The sequence below is a fragment of the Vibrio mediterranei genome (assembly GCF_013364395.1).
Lineage (GTDB): Bacteria > Pseudomonadota > Gammaproteobacteria > Enterobacterales > Vibrionaceae > Vibrio > Vibrio mediterranei.
In genome coordinates, this window is record NZ_JABXGK010000001.1 from 1,255,747 (window position 1) to 1,272,951 (window position 17,205).

Consider the following 17,205-nt stretch of genomic DNA (forward strand, 5'->3'; position numbering starts at 1 on the left):
CAAACAGCTGGCTTTTTTTCGTCTTAAGAACGTGTATCTTATAACGGTGCAAAGTCTTACCTACACAACTTCTACCTGTGCATTGGGGTTTTACGGAAATGGCTTTCCACCATACGCTGAGTCACAATATGTTGTGGGTTGGTCATGATCTCGTTCGTGTTGCCATATTCCACTACATCGCCTTCGTGCATCACCATGACCTTGTCGGTAATATGTTTGATGATGCCTAAGTGTTGTGACACGTAAACGAACGCAACCCCCATCTCTTCTTGAAGCTCTAAGAATAGGTTAATAATTTGCGAGCGCATCGCCATATCAAGCCCGTTAAGTGCTTCATCTGCGACAATAATGGAAGGTTGAAGAATCAAAGCACGAGCAAGGCAGACACGCTGCTTTTGACCGGTTGCCAGCATCTGAGGGTAGAAGTAGGCGTGCTCTGGAAGTAAACCGACGCGAACCAAAGTATCTTTTACTCGTCGCATACGCGCTTCTGGAGGCATATTGGTATTCCGTTTTAGCGGGCCTTCCAAAATACGACCAATCTGAATTCTTGGATTCAAAGACGTGTTTGGGTCTTGAAAGATCATGCGAATCAGTTTGCAACGGGTTGAGTAATCTTCGTGTTCAAGTAAATCGCCATTGACTCGAATTTCTCCCGCGGTTGGTTCAACTACACCCGCAAGCATACGAGCTAGTGTGGATTTACCAGAGCCATTCTTGCCAATAAAGCCGATAGTTTGCCCAGCCTCTAGGTCAAAACTCACCGGTTTAACTGCGTGCTGAACTTTCTTCTTAAATAGCTTAGATCGAGTTACAAAGTCCTTTTTTAATCCGGAGACTTCTAACAACGCACTCATGCTTTTTTCTCCGTATTAAGAGGGAAGTGACAACTGTATTTATGATTCTTAATGCGTTTAGCGCTAGGGATTTCCACGCATTGTCTTTGCGCATAGGGGCAACGAGGCCCAAGGCGGCAACCAATCGGTAAGTGCTGCAATGGTGGAATAGAACCTGGTAAAGATTGCAGCTTCTCTTTGTGCGGAATCCAATCGCCAAAATCCGGCATTGCCTTGAGCAGCGCCACTGTATAGGGATGCTTGGGTTTCGCGAGTAGTTTTGCGGTATCCGCCGATTCGACAGATTGACCACAGTACATCACCGTAATTCGAGTCGCCCACTGAGTAATCGTTGTTAAGTCGTGACCAATCAGGATGATGGTGGTGTTATTTAACTGATTCATACGACTTAAAAGACGCAATATTTGCGATTGAGTAATTGGATCCAAGTCGTTGGTTGGTTCATCGGCAATCAGCAGCTTTGGCTTGGTTGCAATTGCCATAGCGATCATGATTTTTTGACATTCGCCATCAGTGAGCTCGTAGGGGTAGCTGTTCATGATACGGGTATGGTCTTTAATGCCAACCTTATGAAGTAACGCGATAGCTTGCTTTTTACGCCACTTAAATCGCTCCCACCATTTGCCTTCAAAGGAACGAGAAGGGATCGACTCTATAAGCTGCTTGCCCACTTCGTCAGACGGGTCTAGACAGGTTGAAGGTTCCTGGAAGATCATTGCCACATCGCGAGCAATAACACGTCTGCGCTCACGAGGCGTGAGTTGTAGTAGATCGATATTACCTAACCGCATTCTATCGGCAGTCACGCGCCAGTTGTCCTTACAGACACCAACAATGGCTTTGGCAACAAGGCTTTTTCCTGAACCGGATTCGCCAACCAAACCTCGAATTTCACCTTCATTAATGGTGAAGCTCATGCGATCCACCGCTTTGACGAGACCTTGTGGTGTCTCGATTTCGATGGTTAAGTGTCGAATATCTAAAACTGGCATTATTCGATCCCCGCGTTTAGTGCGCTGCGCACACCTTCACCAACAATATTCACCACGACAACGGTAAACAGAATAGCTAAACCTGGAAGGATAACGGTCCATGGTGCTAAATAGAGCAACTCGGCGGCATCACCTAACACTGCTCCCCATTCGCTGCTTGGGGCTTGTGCGCCAAGGCCAAGGAAACCAAGTGCGGTAATGTCTAAAATGGCGATGGATAATGCAAATGTTACTTCGGCTGCAATGACCGTTAGTATATTAGGCAATATAGAGTTCCACAGCAGATAAAAGTCGTTCGCACCGTCTAAACGAGCAGCCATGATGTAGTCTTTTTCAACTTCGGTATGAACCGCAACATAGATTGAGCGAATGAATCTAGGAATGAGCGCTAAACATATCGCTAATAGAATGTTGAACTCACCGGGACCTAAAAATGCTACGAAAATGATCGCTAGTAGTAGCGATGGGATAGACATTACGGTATCAAGAAGGTGGTTCAGCGTACTCGAGAGCAGGCCACGTGTCATTCCTGCTAATATACCAATCAAGCATCCTACTGCTGCTGCAATCGCGGTAATGATAATTGCTGCGCCAAAAGAGAGGCGAGAGCCATCGATAATGCGCGACAAAATATCGCGACCTAAGTCGTCAGTTCCAAAGAAGAAATCGACGGTACCTTGAGGATCCCAAGATGGTGGAATCAACAAATAGGAGCTCTGCGCCATTGGGTCGTAGGGAGTGATAAATGGCGATGCAATAGTGATGATAATGACAAAGACCAAACACCAAAGGCCAAACATTGATAGGCTATTCGAGCGGTAACTACGCCAGAATCGCTCAAGCTGAGTAGGAATGCGCTCTTCTTGGTAGACGTTATCTGACAGCATACCATTCCTTCCTTACTAGAGGGTTGATCATCGCACCCAACAAATCTGACAAAATGCTTGCTGCTAAGACGATAGAAGCCACGACCAAGACGCCTGCTTGAATTGATGCGTAATCCTGATTGGAGAGCGCATCCAGCAGCCAACGTCCAATACCCGGCCAGTTAAAAATAGACTCGGTCATAATGGCAAGTGTGATCATACTTGAGAGCTGAACTCCAAGTTTAGGAATAATAGGTGGAATGGCATTTCGTAGCACATGCTCAATGACGATTTCATAATTCGACAAACCTTTAATTCGAGCAGCTCGAATGTAGTTTTGTCCCATTACTTCGGTTACTGAAGTACGCATCATACGGATAACTTGCATTGTTGGTGAGAGTGCTAGCACTAAACACGGCAAAATCATATGTTCAATAACGCTTTGTAACGCCTCTTTGCGATAAGGTGCGTCCGACAGCAGAGCATCAATAAGTGCAAACCCTGTGACATGATCAATTTCATAAAGTAGGTCATAGCGTCCTGCAACAGGGAACCATTGATAATTCAGCGAGAAGTACATAATCATCAATAACGCAATCCAGAATAATGGGGCGGCATAACCCACCATGGATGAGAACGAAATGATGTTATCCAACCATTTACCCTGTCTCATACCCGCGATGGTGCCAGCTGGAATACCCACAAACACAGATATCATAAACGCGGCAAAACACAGCTCTAGAGTTGCAGGAAGTACAGCTGAAAGCTCTTGGGTAATGGGTACACCAGCTTTAGTCAGTCCAAAATCTAGACGAGACAATTGAGCGACATAATCAAGCCAGCCAGGGAAAAACGCTTGAGTAGTCCAGAAAGAATCAGGGTCAAGTCTGACTAAGCTATAGCCGACGAAAGTCAGGATCAATAACGTAATGACAAATAGATTTAGTCTGCGGACAGAATACCAAAACATCTACTTCAACCTCACAACTTGATCAAACGGTTGGGCGTTGAATGGACTGGTTCTAAAACCTGTCAGGCTATCGCTATGTGCTTGATATTTTTGACCGTGTGCAATAGGCAACACAGGAACTTCCTCATTCAAAATATTTTGTGCTTGTCGATATAGATTGAGTCGATATCTTGGTTGACTCACTTCAAGCGCCAGATCTAACAGAAAGTCAAAGTCATCATTACACCACATAGATAGATTCAAACCTTCACGTTTTGACGTGCAAGATAACAAAGGACGTAAGTAGTTATCTGGGTCGCCAGTATTTCCCACCCAACCTGTGAGCAGTAGATCAACGGACTCAATATTCGATAGCTCTTGGCGATCGACTCGATCATCGGTGAGTAGGTTAAGGGTAATCCCCACATCGGCTAAGTTAGCTTGGATAAGTTCTGCCGTTTTACGTGGACTCGGGTTGTACACTCGTGGCTCAAGAGGTACTGCCATAGTGAGCTCTAGACCTTTCTCATAGCCAGCCTCTTTTAGCAGCGCCATTGAATAATTACGGTCGTAGCGAATTTGAGTGGCATCTTTCTGATGTGCCCAAGAACTTGGTGGAAGAAGGCTATAAGCTTTCTCTCCGGTGCCAAAATAAACCGCTTCGAGAATGTTGTCGCGGTTTATCGCGAGATTCAGGGCTTTACGAACTCTGGGGTCACTAAGTGCTTTATGCTGAGTATTGATAGCCACAAAAGCCACGTTCATGGCTGGTTTGGCTTGTAGAACGATGGACTCTTCATTCAATATCACAGGGATTTGGCTCGAAATAGGCGAGTTCAGGACATCGCACTCATTTCTTAATAGCTTAGCTAAGGCGCCAGCTCCGCGATGAGATATATCAAATACGACTTGTTCCATATCTACTTTGCCACGCCAGTAGTTTTCGTGACGCTTTAGGCGAACTAAATCTGCGACTTGGTATTCGTCTAGGTAGAAAGGCCCAGTACCAACAGGGTAAATATCAATATCGAGTTTATGATCGGAAAAGACGAGTTGATCAGCATATTCAGCAGAATAGATTGGTGCGTGTGCCGTCGAAATGTTGGAAAGGAACGAGTTGTCTGGCCTCGATAGAGTAAACTTGACCGTATTGTCATCCAATGCTTCAACTTTCTCGACCAAATTTGCGAAGTCAATGCCTGCGAACCACGGATAGACACTGCCGCCTACGTCGTGGAACGGATTGTTAGGGTCGATAATACGCGTGAAGCTAAATACAACATCGTCCGCATTCATCGGACGTGTGGGAGTAAACCATTCAGTGGTTTGGAACTCTACACCTTTGCGCAGAGTGAACGTGTACTCTGTGCCTTCCTCGTTAACTTGCCAGGATTTCGCTAAGTTTGGAACGGGTTGGTGAGTGCCCGGGTTTAGCGTCAGTAGCGTATCGAATAACTGCGGCGCAATAGATTCGACAGTGATGCCACCGTCTACTAATTGCGGGTTAAAAGTACTAGGACGACCTTGGTCGCAATAGACGAATCCGTCTTGTCTAACTTTCGAGTGATCGACTTTTTCTTCGCAACCTGTCAATAGGATGAGACCGCAAAGTCCAAGCGATAAATTGATTAATGCCTTCATAAACACGCTACATTCATTTTAGCGAACGTAATATCTGTATTGAGATCAGGGTAATTTACCACTAAATCGTCAGCTAAACCAATAATCACAAGTACTTATCGTGCAATTGGTTAAAAAGTGTGGCAACTGTCTGACCCTGCTCAAACCAGTTTGTACTTTCGCACTAAACCTCTTAGCTGATCATAGCTCAAGCTTAGCAGCTTAGCAGCACCGCGTTGATTGTATTGAGCTTGCTTAAGTGCTTCATTAATCAACTTTATATTTTGTTCATCCTGCCATGTTTTAAAATCGAGTGGAAAGGTGAACGCTTCTTCAGTTGAAGGTTGAGAGGACTGAGACTCTTGTTCAGAAGGCTTCTCACTATGTTCCGCTCTCATTGATGGGAGTGCACCGAATTGACCTTCAAATGGATTGAATATTAATGACTCAATGGCCTGTTCATTGGTCCCTTGTTGATACACAGCACGCTCAACTACGTTTTTTAATTCACGAATGTTACCTGGCCAAGGGTAGTCAGCCATGCTTTGCCAAGCTTGTTCGGTGAACCCAACAAAGAACGGTAGACCCAACTCTCGACACATTTTTATCGCAAAGAACTCGGCTAATAGTGGAATATCTTCGGGACGATGGCGCAGAGGCGGTAGATGGATCACGTCAAATGCTAACCTATCAAGAAGGTCAGGACGGAACTTTCCTTGCTCTGCGAGTTTTGGTAAATCTTCGTTGGTGGCACAAACCAGTCGAACGTCTGCTTCCAACGCTTTTGCTCCGCCTACACGTTCATACTGCCCGTATTCAATCACTCTAAGGAGCTTCTCTTGCACAGATAAAGGGGTAGTAGCGAGCTCATCTAAGAACAGTGTGCCATTTTCTGCTCGCTCGAATCGTCCTTGGTGACGACCTTTTGCACCGGTAAAAGCGCCAGATTCATGCCCGAACAGCTCAGAGTCGATTAGCCCTTCACTCAAGGTTGAACAATTAAGAGAAACCAAAGGTTGATCCCAACGTTTAGACAAGTAGTGTAAACGCTGAGCAATCAGTTCTTTACCTGTACCACGCTCACCGATAACCAGTACAGGACGGTCAATGGGAGCGAGCCGAGATACTTTATCGAGTACAGCTAGAAAAGCAGGAGATTCGCCAATTAAGTTTTGCGCCATAGTGAGTCCTCTAGGTTGGTAAATATTACCAATAGTTGGCTAGAGTCATCATAGCATGTCAATCTGATTAAGCGAGTGTAATATCTATCTTATTGAATATTATGGGTTTAACAAATTGGCACGGTAATTGGATTAGCTGTAGCAACGATTCAGAGTTCATTGGCGAGCTCATCCAATTAGGAGAAGTAGTATGGGTATTTTTTCTCGTTTTGCAGATATTGTAAATTCAAACGTGAGCGCTTTACTTGATAAGGCAGAAGATCCAGAGAAAATGATTCGTCTGATCATTCAAGAAATGGAAGATACATTAGTTGAAGTTCGCACTAACTCAGCAAAAGCGATTGCCGACAAAAAAGAGTTAGCTCGCAAAGTGAAAGCGATTGAAGAGCAAATTATAGAGTGGCAGCAAAAAGCGACACTCGCGTTAACAAAACAGCGTGAAGATTTAGCGCGAGCAGCACTGATTGAAAAGCAGAAGCTTGAAAATGTGGTGAAAGGGCTGCACGATGAGCAAACTTTGGTGGAAGAAACCATCGACAAGCTCACTAATGAAATTGCTAAATTAGAAGCCAAAATTACCGAGACACGTGCGAAGCAGCAGGCACTGATCATTCGTTCGGAAGCAGCAAGTAATCGTCGTGATGTGCAGAAGCACTTGCATACCAGCCGCACTCATGAAGCGATGGCGAAGTTTGAACAATACTCTCGCAAAATTGATGAACTAGAAGCGGAAGCGGATCTGTATTCGAAAACAGGTAACGCGAAGTCTTTAGATCAAGAGTTTGCTGAGCTGCAAGCACAGGACGAAATTGATAAAGAGCTCGCTAAGCTTAAAGAGCAAATGAATAACGAAAAATAATGCGGATTAGGAGAAAAGTATGTCGTCATTTTTAATTGCGGGTCCATTAATTGTCTTTTTGATTTTTGTTGCACCGCTGTGGCTTTTTCTCCACTACCGCAGCAAGCGTAAATCAGAGAGTGGTCTGTCGCAGCAAGACTTCCAAAAGCTGCAATCGCTGTCTCAACGTGCAGAAAAAATGCAGCTACGTGTGGATAACCTAGAGCGAATTCTGGATGCGGAATCCCCAAACTGGAGGCAAACCTATGACTCATAGAGAGCTGTATAAAGATCCGGTCAATGGTAAGTTGACAGGGGTGTGCGCAGGTTTAGCCAATTATTTCGGTGTTGAGGTTTGGCTGATACGAATTCTTGTAATTTCGGCGGCGCTGTTAGGGGGGAGCTTTTTAGTCTTGTTGGCGTACGTGGCAATGAGCTTGATGCTAGAAAAGCAACCTGACAACTTTGTTGAAGCTATGAAAACCAAGAAAGAGCATTCATTGAAGAGTAAACCTTGGCAACAAGGGCAAAACGCGAAAGACTTGCTGAATACGTTAGAGCGCGATTTTGACTCGATGGAGCATAAAGTGAGAGATATGGAAGCGTATGTCACGTCAGAGGCATACAAAGTGAATCGAGAGTTCAGCAAGCTTTAATATCTTATAGCGTAATGAATAAAGAGGTGCAGTGGCACCTCTTTTTTATATTTGCTGGAGAATAGATGAGAAACAGTTGTTGTTAATGCGTGTCGCGCAGTTGTTCTGTTAACCAGTTTGACAACGCTTGAAATTTTGCCCGCTGTTCCATTCCTTTTGGACAGACTAAATCATAGCCTTTACCTGATTCCACGCTGGCAAATGGAGCTACTAACTTTCCCTGCTTAATTAACGGTGCAATAAACTCCTTTCTGCCGAGAGCGACTCCCAAGGAGAGCTGGGCCGCATCAATGGCAATCCTGTTATCGCTATAATAGTCACACTTAACCTGGCAGTTGATGTCGAGCTGCATCTCATTGAGCCAGTGCTGCCAAGCAATGCTGTCACTGTTGTGAATAAAGCGGATATCTTTTAATCGAGCATCATCAAGGTGAAGTTGGTGTTTTTCAGCGTACTCTGGGCTGCAAACCGGTATACGCTGACCAGCAAAGAGTCGCCGGCTAAAGTGGTTAGGATAAAGACCTTCGCTGTAAAAAATAGCAGCATCGTATGGTTCGAACTGAAAATCACTTTGATTTTGTTTGGTGTCCAGTTTGATGCTTAGATTCGGATATAGATGACGAAAATCCGGCAGTCTTGGCATTAACCACGATGATGCGAAATAGGGGGAGGTCGCGATGTACAGCTCACCCGTTAACTCACCTGTTTGAATGTCTGACAGTTCGGAAAATATAGATTCAAATGAGGTATTCAGAATACTGAAAACCCGCTGTCCTTCTGGGGTAAGTTCGAGTTTCCTCGTTTTCCTAATGAACAAGTTAAAGTTAAGCAGTGTTTCAAGCTTTTTAATGCGTTGGCTTACGCCTCCTTGAGTAAGAAATAATTCTTGTGCGGCGTGAGTGAAACTAAGATGTCGAGCCGCCACATTAAACGTATGCAAGAGTGATAACAACTGCTGTCGATTGTGGTTTAGATTCATGGATTACTCCAGCTAATGCGTTGGTTCGATTTATTGGTTTGTTTAACGTTTTTCTTGACTATAAATTACAACACGTAATCTTAAATCGGAAGGGCAAACGTGATGAAGCAGACTAAAAAGCTAAAAGTAGTCGTAATTGGTGGTGGTTCGAGCTATACGCCAGAGTTGGTAGAAGGATTGTTGGCTCGATACCAAGAGCTTCCAATATCGGATCTTTGGTTAGTAGATATTGACGAAGGAATGGAAAAAGCAACAGTGATTGCTGATTTGACCAAAAGAATGATCGCTAAAGCCGAGTGCGACATCACTGTGCACCTGACAACAAATCGTCAACAAGCTCTGGTTGATGCGGATTTCGTTTGTTCTCAATTTCGGGCTGGCCGGATTGAAGCCCGACTACGTGATGAGAGAATAGCGCTAAAATATCGAGTTATTGGGCAAGAGACTAATGGCCTTGGGGGGTTCTCCAACGCGTGTCGAACGATCCCTATCGCGTTAGAAATTGCGAAGGAGATGGAAGCGCTATGTCCTAACGCATGGTTGCTTAATTTCACCAACCCTTCGGGTATGGTTACTGAAGCGTTGACAAAGTACTCGACAATAAAAACCGTCGGACTGTGTAACGTCCCTGTGAATATGGAGCGCGGTGCTGCTGAAATGCTGGGTGTTGATCGTAAAGATATCACTATGCAAATCGCTGGACTGAATCACTTGGTGTGGGCTCGAAAAATTCTTCATGATGGCAAAGATAAGCGTGAGCAGGTCATCAATGAACTACTTGCTGGTAACGACCGAATGACGCCTAAGAACATCCCTCCTTTTAAATGGGATGAAGGTATCATTAAAAGTTTAGGTATGGTGCCTTGCGCATACCTTCGCTACTACTATCAATCGCGTGACATCCTTGATAAAGAGTATGCTGCTTCAGCGAGTAAGAGTAATCGAGCTGATCTAGTGGCAAAAGTAGAAGCCGAGCTGTTGGAAATCTACAAAGATCCTACGTTGGATACCAAGCCTAAACTGCTTGAAGAGCGCGGTGGTGCTTATTACTCTGAAGCAGCCTGTGAACTGATGAGCAGTATTCACAACAACAAACGTTCAATCATGCATGTTAATACTCGTAATAATGGTGCGATTCAAGGCTTGCCTGATGACTGTGCGGTTGAGGTGAGCTCTATTATTACCAGTAGTGAGATTATTCCGTTAAACGTCGCGCCATTTGAAACCGGAACATTACGGCTAATTCAACTGATGAAAGAGTTCGAAACGTTAACGGTGGAAGCAGCAATCACGGGCGATATTAATCTTGCCAAGCGTGCGCTCATGCTTAACCCAATTGTTGATAGTGGCCAACACATTGACGAAGCGCTAAGAGAAACGATTCGAGAGAATATAGACTTTATGCCAGCGTTTACGCACTTCTTATAAGAATAATCAAGGTTAGTAGTTATGAAACTTATTTTGAACGCAGATGACTTTGGGCTGACTGAATCGGTGAACTTAGCGATAGCAGATTGCTTCCATGCTGGAATGGTGAAGTCGACGACGATTATGATGAATCAGCCTGCTGTAGAGCATGCCGCTGAATTGTATCGACGAGGGCTTATATCGGAGGTTGGCTTACACTTTACCGTTACCGCAGGTAGACCGATCTCCGATCCTGATCTTATCCCTAGCTTGGTGAATGATGACGGAGAATTCTTTGATAAGACGATACTGTTTAACAAATCAGATGTTTCGAGTGACGAGGTCGAAGTTGAGCTGAAGGCTCAGTACCGCGCTGCGTTAGATATGGGATTCAATATTAATCACATCGATAGTCATCATTTCGGAGGCGTCTATCGACCCCTAAAACAAGGTTTTACTCAAGCGGTGAACAAGGTTGGACTTCCTGTGCGGAGAATCGATAACATCATCCAAGGGCAAGAGTTGTTAGCTGTCCCTACACCGGATGTATTTGACATGGGGTTCTATGCTGAGGGAGCAACGATCGACCACTTAAAAGCGATGCTTCTTGCTTACCAAGAGCAAAAGCCGAGCGGTACGATAGAGCTCATGTGCCATCCCGCTCGAAAGGTTAGTGAGGAGCTTGTCGCACTCTCAAGTTACACCGACTCAAGGGTTGAAGAATGGCGAATTCTCACCAACTTAGAGATGTCATTGTGGTTGCAGCAACAAGGAATTGAGTGTGTCGGCTTTGATGCATTGAACGTATAAAATCATTTACGAAAATTCAATAGAGCAAGGTGAGGATATTCACCTTGCTCATTAGCTTGTGAAATTTAAGAAAATTAGCATAAATCTATTATTAATTAATGAGTTGCTGGCAAGGCACGATTCTCTCGACTATGTTTTAAAGTACATTAAGAACAAGGCAGTTGAGAATGAAGAGCAAGCTTTCCTTTTTGGCGATAGTCGCCAGTCTTATAAGTGGCTGTGGACAAGAACCACCGCCAATTCCTGAACCGGACTCTCGTCCAGCCAAACTGTTTAACGTCGCTGTCGGCAATAGTAAATTTGAGCGCACATTCCCTGCTACTTCAGAAGCGGGTGATAAAGCCGTTCTCGCTTTCCGTGTTCCCGGGCAATTAGAGCAAATAGTAGTCCGCGCAGGCCAACCCGTTTCTAAGGGACAATTACTTGCTCAGCTCAATCCCGACGAATATCAATTATTAGAGAAGCAAGCCAAGGCGAATTTCCAATTGGCGGATGTTCAATATCAAAGGGCTCTTAAGTTACGCAAGGATAAAGTCGTGTCCGAACAAGACTTTGACCAAGCAAAGGCAAACATGAATTCCGCTCAAGCCAATTGGTCTCAAGCTAAGGCCAATTTACGCTATACCAAATTGCTTGCCCCGTATGACGGTACTATTTCCATAATCCCTGCAGACAATTACGAGTACATTCAAGCCAAAGAAGGGGTTATGAATATCCAATCGAATCAACTTATTAAGGTTATTTTTCAGCTGCCTGATCTATTGTTGAATCGATTCCAATCGAAAAATCAAGTAGATGCTTCCATGGTCTTTGATGCTTATCCATCACGTGCTTTCGAACTAACTTTTCAAGAAATTGATACTGAGGCTGACCCAAAGACGGGCAGTTACAAAGTGACCATGATCATGGAGAGACCGACAGACGTGGGGATCCTACCTGGAATGGCTGGTCAGGTAAGCGTAGTCACTCGCAGCACTGGCGCTACGGTAATCCCTCAGTCAGCACTGTTTATGGAAGGGGATACTAAGTGTGTTTGGCGGGTTAGTGAACAAGGAATTGTCGAGAAAGTAGCAGTGGAGCTTAACGACAAGCGACAGGTTATTAGTGGGCTAAACGATGGCGATCAAATAGTAGTTTCTGGGGTGCAAGGGATTGAATCAGGTATTAAGGTCCGTGAGTGGGTCAAGGAAAGAGGGCTTTGATATGCATAGTCGCTTAGTAAGTATTCTAGTTCTTGCTGCAATAATATCAGGATGTAGCAAACCCGAAGTGGGAACGAGAGAGGAAGTTCCTAAGGTGAGAGTCACGGAGATTGGCAAAACCGAGCTGAAAAATAGTCTTTATTTTCCTGCTCTTGCTATGGCGGCGGACCGCTCTCACCTCAGCTTTAGAGTCGCAGGAGAAATCAGCTCTATCGATCTTAAAGAAGGTGATTTTGTGAAAAAAGGTGATGTGTTGGCAGTGCTTGAACCCACAGATTACCAATTGGCGGTAGATAATGCGCAAGCACGGTTTGGCGTCATTGACAGTCAATTTCGTCGCTCAAGCCCTTTGGTTAAAAAGGGACTATTAGCGCAATCACAATTCGATGAAATTGCAGCACAAAGAGCCTATGCCAAAGCGGAACTAGAGCTTGCTAAGTTACGACTATCTTTTACAGAGCTTCTTGCTCCGGTGGATGGTGTAATATCGCGAGTGTCAGCAGAACAATTTGAGAACGTTCAAATCGGTCAGCAAGTGGTCAATATCCATAGCGTTGATGAAGTAGAGGTGATTGTTCAACTCCCTGACAGCTTTTCACTAAACCAACCTACGAATCGCGATCTAGCTAGCATTGAAACTCTCGTCCGCGTGCCTTCTGGTAATGAATATACCGCACGGCTGAAAGAGTTTACCACCGAGCCTGACCCCTCCTTGGGTACTTTTACCGCTACATTAGTACTGCCTATGCCGAAAAACGAATACATTCTAGATGGTATGGCGGTGGACGTGACATCCAAAGCTAAAGATGTTGGTCTGAATTTGACCCGAGGAGTGAGTGTTCCAATAGAGGCTGTCTTTAATCAAGATGGCGATTCGCTCAATGACAATGAGAAGTTCGTTTGGCTGCTAAACGAAGACAGTACGGTAACTAAACAGAAAGTGACGACGGGTAAAGTTTCTCAAACCACGATTCAAATAGTTGATGGCTTGGAGCAAACGCAACAGATAGTGATTGCTGGTATTGCAAGGCTCAGAGACGGCATTAAAGTGGAAGTACTCTCGCAGGAGGCGAAGTGATGAACCAAGAAAAACAACAGTCATTGCCTCAATCGGATGACGAGGTTACTGGCGTTGCCGCGTATTTTATTCGCAATAAAGTCATCAGTTGGATGGTGTCGTTAATATTCCTGATAGGTGGTGTTTCGGCATTCTTTGGACTGGGTCGATTGGAAGACCCGGCATTTACGATAAAAGATGCGATGGTCGTGACCTCGTACCCTGGTGCGACGCCTCAACAAGTGGAAGAGGAAGTTACGTATCCGATAGAGAAAGCTATTCAGCAACTCACTTATGTGGATGAGATCAACTCGATATCGAGCCGTGGTCTGTCTCAGATAACTGTGACTATGAAGAACAACTATGGCCCTGATGACTTACCTCAAATATGGGACGAACTGCGTCGTAAAGTAAATGACGTGAAAGGCTCGTTGCCTCCAGGGGTGAATGAGCCATCGGTAATTGATGACTTTGGTGATGTATATGGCGTGTTGTTTGCCTTAACGGGAGAAGGATACAACTACAAAGAACTTCTAGATTATGTCGACTATCTGCGACGTGAATTAGAACTGGTAGACGGAGTCAGTAAGGTCTCGGTAACAGGTGACCAACAAGAACAAGTATTTATTGAGATTTCGATAAAACGGATCAGCGCTCTTGGTATTGCGCCAAGCACGATTTTCAATTTGCTTCAAACTCAGAACATTGTTTCTAACGCAGGTGCAACCCGAATTGGTGATGAATACATTCGTATTCAACCAACCGGAGAGTTTACGGATGTGTCGGAGCTCGGTGACCTTATCCTTACGGAAGGTGGAGCTCAAGGTCTGATCTTCTTGAAAGATGTCGCAGAGATAAAGCGAGGGTTTATCGAAGTCCCATCGAACATCATTACTTATAATGGCGATACTGCACTCAACGTAGGAATCTCGTTTGCTAGTGGCGTCAATGTAGTCGAAGTTGGTGACAGGTTATACAGACGATTAGCGGAGCTAAAATATCAACAGCCAGTTGGTATCGAAATTAACGAAGTTTATAGTCAACCAAAGGAAGTGGATAAATCAGTTCGTGGGTTCGTAGTTAGCTTGGGGCAAGCCGTTGCCATTGTAATAGTGGTGTTGCTGTTCTTTATGGGACTACGCTCGGGCTTATTGATTGGACTGATTTTACTGCTTACGGTCCTTGGGACTTTCATTTTCATGCAGTACATGGCTATCGATCTTCAAAGGATTTCTCTGGGAGCCCTAGTCATAGCGTTGGGGATGCTGGTGGATAATGCCATCGTGGTCGTTGAAGGGATATTAATAGGAACACAAAAAGGGAGGACTCGGCTTCAAGCCGCAACCGATATTGTGACGCAAACGAAATGGCCGTTGCTGGGGGCGACTGTGATTGCGGTTACTGCTTTTGCGCCCATTGGCTTGTCCGAAGACTCAACAGGCGAATATTGCGGCACATTATTTTCCGTACTATTAATTTCACTCATGCTAAGTTGGTTTACTGCTATATCTCTTACGCCTTTCTTCGCCGATCTGTTTTTCCGAGGTATGAAGGTGAAGGAGGGAGAGGAAGGCAATGATCCTTATAACGGATTTGTTTTTGTTGCTTACCGAAAGTTCCTTGAGTTTTGTATGCATCGAGCTTGGTCGACGGTGGTCGTATTAATTATGGCACTAGTGGCGGCCTTATATGGATTTACTCAAGTTAAACAGTCATTCTTTCCAGCCTCTACAACGCCGATGTTCCAAGTGGATGTTTGGCTACCAGAAGGAACCGACATTAGAGCGACCAATACCAAGCTTAAAGCAATTGAAACTTGGATCTCTGAGCAACCAGAAGCTGACCATATCACGACAACGGCGGGTAAAGGGTTGCAGCGATTTATGCTGACTTATGCACCGGAAAAGAGTTATGCCGCTTATGGAGAAATTACCACTAGGGTCACTAGCTATGAGGCATTGCAGCCACTAATGGCTCGGTTCCGAGATTATCTAGACGCAACTTTCCCTGAGATCAACTACAAGCTTAAGCAAATTGAACTCGGTCCTGGAGGTGGTGCAAAGATTGAGGCGAGAATCATTGGCTCTGACCCGACGGTACTTAGAAGTATTGCGTCGCAAGTTATGGATATTTTGTATGCCGACCCAGGTGCTTACAACATTCGACACGATTGGCGCGAACGCACTAAAGTTCTTGAGCCTGTGTTTAATGAGAGTCAGGCTAGACGTTACGGTATTACAAAATCTGATGTGGATGATGTGCTAATGATGTCCTTCTCCGGTAAGTCTGTTGGTTTGTACCGAGATGGAACAACCTTGATGCCTATTGTGGCAAGGCTACCAGACGAAGAGCGAGTGGATATTCGTAACATAGAAGGGATGATGATTTGGAGTCCCGCACTGAGTGAGTTTATTCCATTCCAACAGGTCACACAGGGATATGATACTCGCTGGGAAGACCCGATCATTGTCCGCAAGAATCGCAAACGGATGCTGACGGTGATGGCAGATCCAGATCTACTGGGCGAAGAAACTGCTGCTACGCTCCAAAAGCGTATCCAGTCTAAAATTGAGGCGATAGACCTACCGCCAGGTTATTCATTAGAGTGGGGGGGAGAATATGAGTCTTCTGGGGACGCGCAAGAGTCTCTGTTCCAAACAATGCCTATGGGCTATCTGTTCATGTTCTTAATTACTATCTTCTTGTTTAATGCGGTGAAGGAAGCACTTATCGTCTGGCTAACTGTGCCTCTGGCCGTCATTGGTGTTACCACCGGACTACTTGCCTTAAATACTCCATTTGGTTTTATGGCATTATTGGGTTTTCTAAGTCTGTCAGGGATGTTATTAAAAAACGGTATCGTTTTACTTGACCAGATTGAGATAGAAATTAAAACCGGAAAAGAGCCGTATTTAGCGGTTGTTGATGCGGCGTTAAGTCGAGTGAGACCAGTGTGTATGGCAGCGATCACTACTATCTTGGGGATGATTCCGTTATTACCGGATATCTTTTTCAAGCCGATGGCGGTAACAATTATGTTTGGTTTAGGATTTGCGACTGTATTGACGTTAATTGTCGTTCCAGTGCTGTATCGTATCTTCCACAGAGTTAAACCAATCTAGATATTTGGGAGCAGCGTAATGCTCCCAAATACCTCTATCCATTAAGGAGAAATGAATTCGATGTGCAAACGATGCCCATGGCTTGATGAAACCAAGCCAGATTATGTGGAATATCACGATAAGGAGTGGGGTGTCCCCGTACTAGACGACCAAACTATGTTTGAGTATCTAGTGTTGGAATCCGCTCAAGCAGGATTGAGTTGGTATACCATCTTAAAACGTCGCGAAGGGTATCGAAACGCATTTGCTAACTTTGATGTAGAGAAAGTAGCCCGTTTTACCCAAGAAGATGAACGTCGTTTACGGGAGGATAGTGGGATTATTCGCAATAAATTGAAAATCAGCTCAACTATCACCAACGCTCAGCATTTCATTGAGATACAAGAAGAATTTGGTAGCTTTTGTAATTATATCTGGTCGTTTGTCGACAATAAGGTATTAGTAACTAGTCCTAAGACGCTAGAAGATTATCCAGCCACGTCTGAGGTCTCGGATCGGTTAAGTAAAGACCTTAAGAAGCGCGGCTTTAAGTTTGTTGGGTCGACCATTATCTACGCTCACCTTCAAGCGGCGGGACTAATCAATGATCACAGTGTTTCTTGCTATCGACGCCAAGAGGTTATCGATAGCTATCAGAAGCTTGGCCTAGAATACCAGTTAGTTTAGAGA

At 44.7% G+C, this 17,205-nt stretch carries 16 protein-coding genes; 9 read left to right on the forward strand and 7 right to left on the reverse strand.

Features of this window, described 5'->3' with window-relative positions; all coding sequences use genetic code 11:
• Positions 1–71: 71 nt before the first annotated feature.
• From HOP38_RS05945 to pspF, 6 genes are all read right to left on the reverse strand, one after another.
• Entirely contained in the window at positions 72–857 is a 786-nt protein-coding gene (locus tag HOP38_RS05945) for a peptide ABC transporter ATP-binding protein (RefSeq protein WP_006073870.1), read from the reverse strand.
• Positions 854–1,849, reverse strand: coding sequence for a peptide ABC transporter ATP-binding protein (locus HOP38_RS05950; protein ID WP_006073871.1), 996 nt, complete (start codon positions 1,847–1,849; stop codon positions 854–856). The genes HOP38_RS05945 and HOP38_RS05950 overlap by 4 nt, the downstream gene beginning before the upstream one ends.
• Entirely contained in the window at positions 1,849–2,736 is an 888-nt protein-coding gene (locus HOP38_RS05955; protein WP_006073874.1) for an ABC transporter permease subunit, read from the reverse strand. The genes HOP38_RS05950 and HOP38_RS05955 overlap by 1 nt, the downstream gene beginning before the upstream one ends.
• Positions 2,723–3,685 (reverse strand): ABC transporter permease, encoded by a 963-nt coding sequence (locus tag HOP38_RS05960; protein ID WP_006073876.1) that lies wholly within the window; start codon positions 3,683–3,685, stop codon positions 2,723–2,725. The genes HOP38_RS05955 and HOP38_RS05960 overlap by 14 nt, the downstream gene beginning before the upstream one ends.
• Complete coding sequence (locus HOP38_RS05965) at positions 3,686–5,305, reverse strand: ABC transporter substrate-binding protein (protein WP_006073878.1); 1,620 nt, start codon at positions 5,303–5,305, stop codon at positions 3,686–3,688.
• A gap of 140 nt (positions 5,306–5,445) precedes the next feature.
• Entirely contained in the window at positions 5,446–6,465 is a 1,020-nt protein-coding gene (gene pspF / locus HOP38_RS05970; RefSeq protein WP_198557656.1) for a phage shock protein operon transcriptional activator, read from the reverse strand.
• Positions 6,466–6,655: 190 nt separating this feature from the next.
• Here pspF and pspA point away from each other — a divergent pair, with 190 nt between their 5' ends.
• Genes pspA through pspC form a run of 3 tightly spaced genes read left to right on the forward strand, consistent with a single transcriptional unit; the run spans position 6,656 to position 7,959 of the window.
• Positions 6,656–7,324, forward strand: a complete 669-nt coding sequence (pspA, locus tag HOP38_RS05975) for a phage shock protein PspA (RefSeq protein ID WP_006073881.1) — start codon at positions 6,656–6,658, stop codon at positions 7,322–7,324.
• Between the two features lie 19 nt (positions 7,325–7,343).
• A complete protein-coding gene (pspB, locus tag HOP38_RS05980) occupies positions 7,344–7,580 on the forward strand; it encodes an envelope stress response membrane protein PspB (RefSeq protein WP_063605518.1) in 237 nt (78 codons plus the stop codon).
• Positions 7,540–7,959 carry an envelope stress response membrane protein PspC gene (gene pspC, locus HOP38_RS05985; RefSeq protein WP_198557657.1) on the forward strand — a complete coding sequence of 140 codons (420 nt, stop codon included), beginning with the start codon at positions 7,540–7,542 and terminating at the stop codon, positions 7,957–7,959. The genes pspB and pspC overlap by 41 nt, the downstream gene beginning before the upstream one ends.
• A gap of 82 nt (positions 7,960–8,041) precedes the next feature.
• On the opposite strand, the gene HOP38_RS05990 is transcribed toward pspC, so the two are convergent.
• Entirely contained in the window at positions 8,042–8,938 is an 897-nt protein-coding gene (locus HOP38_RS05990) for a LysR substrate-binding domain-containing protein (RefSeq protein WP_124940961.1), read from the reverse strand.
• Between the two features lie 102 nt (positions 8,939–9,040).
• Between HOP38_RS05990 and HOP38_RS05995 the strand changes: the two genes are divergently transcribed.
• The 6 genes from HOP38_RS05995 (at position 9,041) to HOP38_RS06020 (ending at position 17,202) form a co-directional block, all read left to right on the forward strand.
• Positions 9,041–10,366 (forward strand): 6-phospho-beta-glucosidase, encoded by a 1,326-nt coding sequence (locus tag HOP38_RS05995; protein ID WP_198557658.1) that lies wholly within the window; start codon positions 9,041–9,043, stop codon positions 10,364–10,366.
• 21 nt (positions 10,367–10,387) lie between these two features.
• Entirely contained in the window at positions 10,388–11,155 is a 768-nt protein-coding gene (locus tag HOP38_RS06000; protein ID WP_124940963.1) for a carbohydrate deacetylase, read from the forward strand.
• Positions 11,156–11,322: 167 nt separating this feature from the next.
• Complete coding sequence (locus HOP38_RS06005; protein WP_006073890.1) at positions 11,323–12,357, forward strand: efflux RND transporter periplasmic adaptor subunit; 1,035 nt, start codon at positions 11,323–11,325, stop codon at positions 12,355–12,357.
• 1 nt (position 12,358) lies between these two features.
• Positions 12,359–13,435 (forward strand): efflux RND transporter periplasmic adaptor subunit, encoded by a 1,077-nt coding sequence (locus tag HOP38_RS06010; RefSeq protein WP_038222853.1) that lies wholly within the window; start codon positions 12,359–12,361, stop codon positions 13,433–13,435.
• Positions 13,435–16,536 (forward strand): efflux RND transporter permease subunit, encoded by a 3,102-nt coding sequence (locus HOP38_RS06015; protein WP_062460970.1) that lies wholly within the window; start codon positions 13,435–13,437, stop codon positions 16,534–16,536. Before HOP38_RS06010 ends, HOP38_RS06015 begins: the two co-directional genes overlap by 1 nt.
• Before the next feature lie 60 nt (positions 16,537–16,596).
• Positions 16,597–17,202 carry a DNA-3-methyladenine glycosylase I gene (locus tag HOP38_RS06020; RefSeq protein ID WP_124941238.1) on the forward strand — a complete coding sequence of 202 codons (606 nt, stop codon included), beginning with the start codon at positions 16,597–16,599 and terminating at the stop codon, positions 17,200–17,202.
• The last annotated feature ends 3 nt before the right edge of the window (positions 17,203–17,205 follow it).

Bases quoted from the DNA above. Each gene is read 5' to 3' on its own strand.
- HOP38_RS05995 (WP_198557658.1), top strand. From the start codon at position 9,041: ATGAAGCAGACTAAAAAGCTAAAAGTAGTCGTAATTGGTGGTGGTTCG.
- HOP38_RS06015 (WP_062460970.1), top strand. From the start codon at position 13,435: ATGAACCAAGAAAAACAACAGTCATTGCCTCAATCGGATGACGAGGTT.
- HOP38_RS05950 (WP_006073871.1), bottom strand. From the start codon at position 1,849: ATGCCAGTTTTAGATATTCGACACTTAACCATCGAAATCGAGACACCA.
- HOP38_RS06020 (WP_124941238.1), top strand. From the start codon at position 16,597: ATGTGCAAACGATGCCCATGGCTTGATGAAACCAAGCCAGATTATGTG.
- HOP38_RS05965 (WP_006073878.1), bottom strand. From the start codon at position 5,305: ATGAAGGCATTAATCAATTTATCGCTTGGACTTTGCGGTCTCATCCTA.
- HOP38_RS06010 (WP_038222853.1), top strand. From the start codon at position 12,359: ATGCATAGTCGCTTAGTAAGTATTCTAGTTCTTGCTGCAATAATATCA.
- HOP38_RS05990 (WP_124940961.1), bottom strand. From the start codon at position 8,938: ATGAATCTAAACCACAATCGACAGCAGTTGTTATCACTCTTGCATACG.
- HOP38_RS06000 (WP_124940963.1), top strand. From the start codon at position 10,388: ATGAAACTTATTTTGAACGCAGATGACTTTGGGCTGACTGAATCGGTG.
- HOP38_RS05945 (WP_006073870.1), bottom strand. From the start codon at position 857: ATGAGTGCGTTGTTAGAAGTCTCCGGATTAAAAAAGGACTTTGTAACT.
- HOP38_RS05960 (WP_006073876.1), bottom strand. From the start codon at position 3,685: ATGTTTTGGTATTCTGTCCGCAGACTAAATCTATTTGTCATTACGTTA.
- pspB (WP_063605518.1), top strand. From the start codon at position 7,344: ATGTCGTCATTTTTAATTGCGGGTCCATTAATTGTCTTTTTGATTTTT.
- HOP38_RS05955 (WP_006073874.1), bottom strand. From the start codon at position 2,736: ATGCTGTCAGATAACGTCTACCAAGAAGAGCGCATTCCTACTCAGCTT.
- pspF (WP_198557656.1), bottom strand. From the start codon at position 6,465: ATGGCGCAAAACTTAATTGGCGAATCTCCTGCTTTTCTAGCTGTACTC.
- pspA (WP_006073881.1), top strand. From the start codon at position 6,656: ATGGGTATTTTTTCTCGTTTTGCAGATATTGTAAATTCAAACGTGAGC.
- pspC (WP_198557657.1), top strand. From the start codon at position 7,540: ATGCGGAATCCCCAAACTGGAGGCAAACCTATGACTCATAGAGAGCTG.
- HOP38_RS06005 (WP_006073890.1), top strand. From the start codon at position 11,323: ATGAAGAGCAAGCTTTCCTTTTTGGCGATAGTCGCCAGTCTTATAAGT.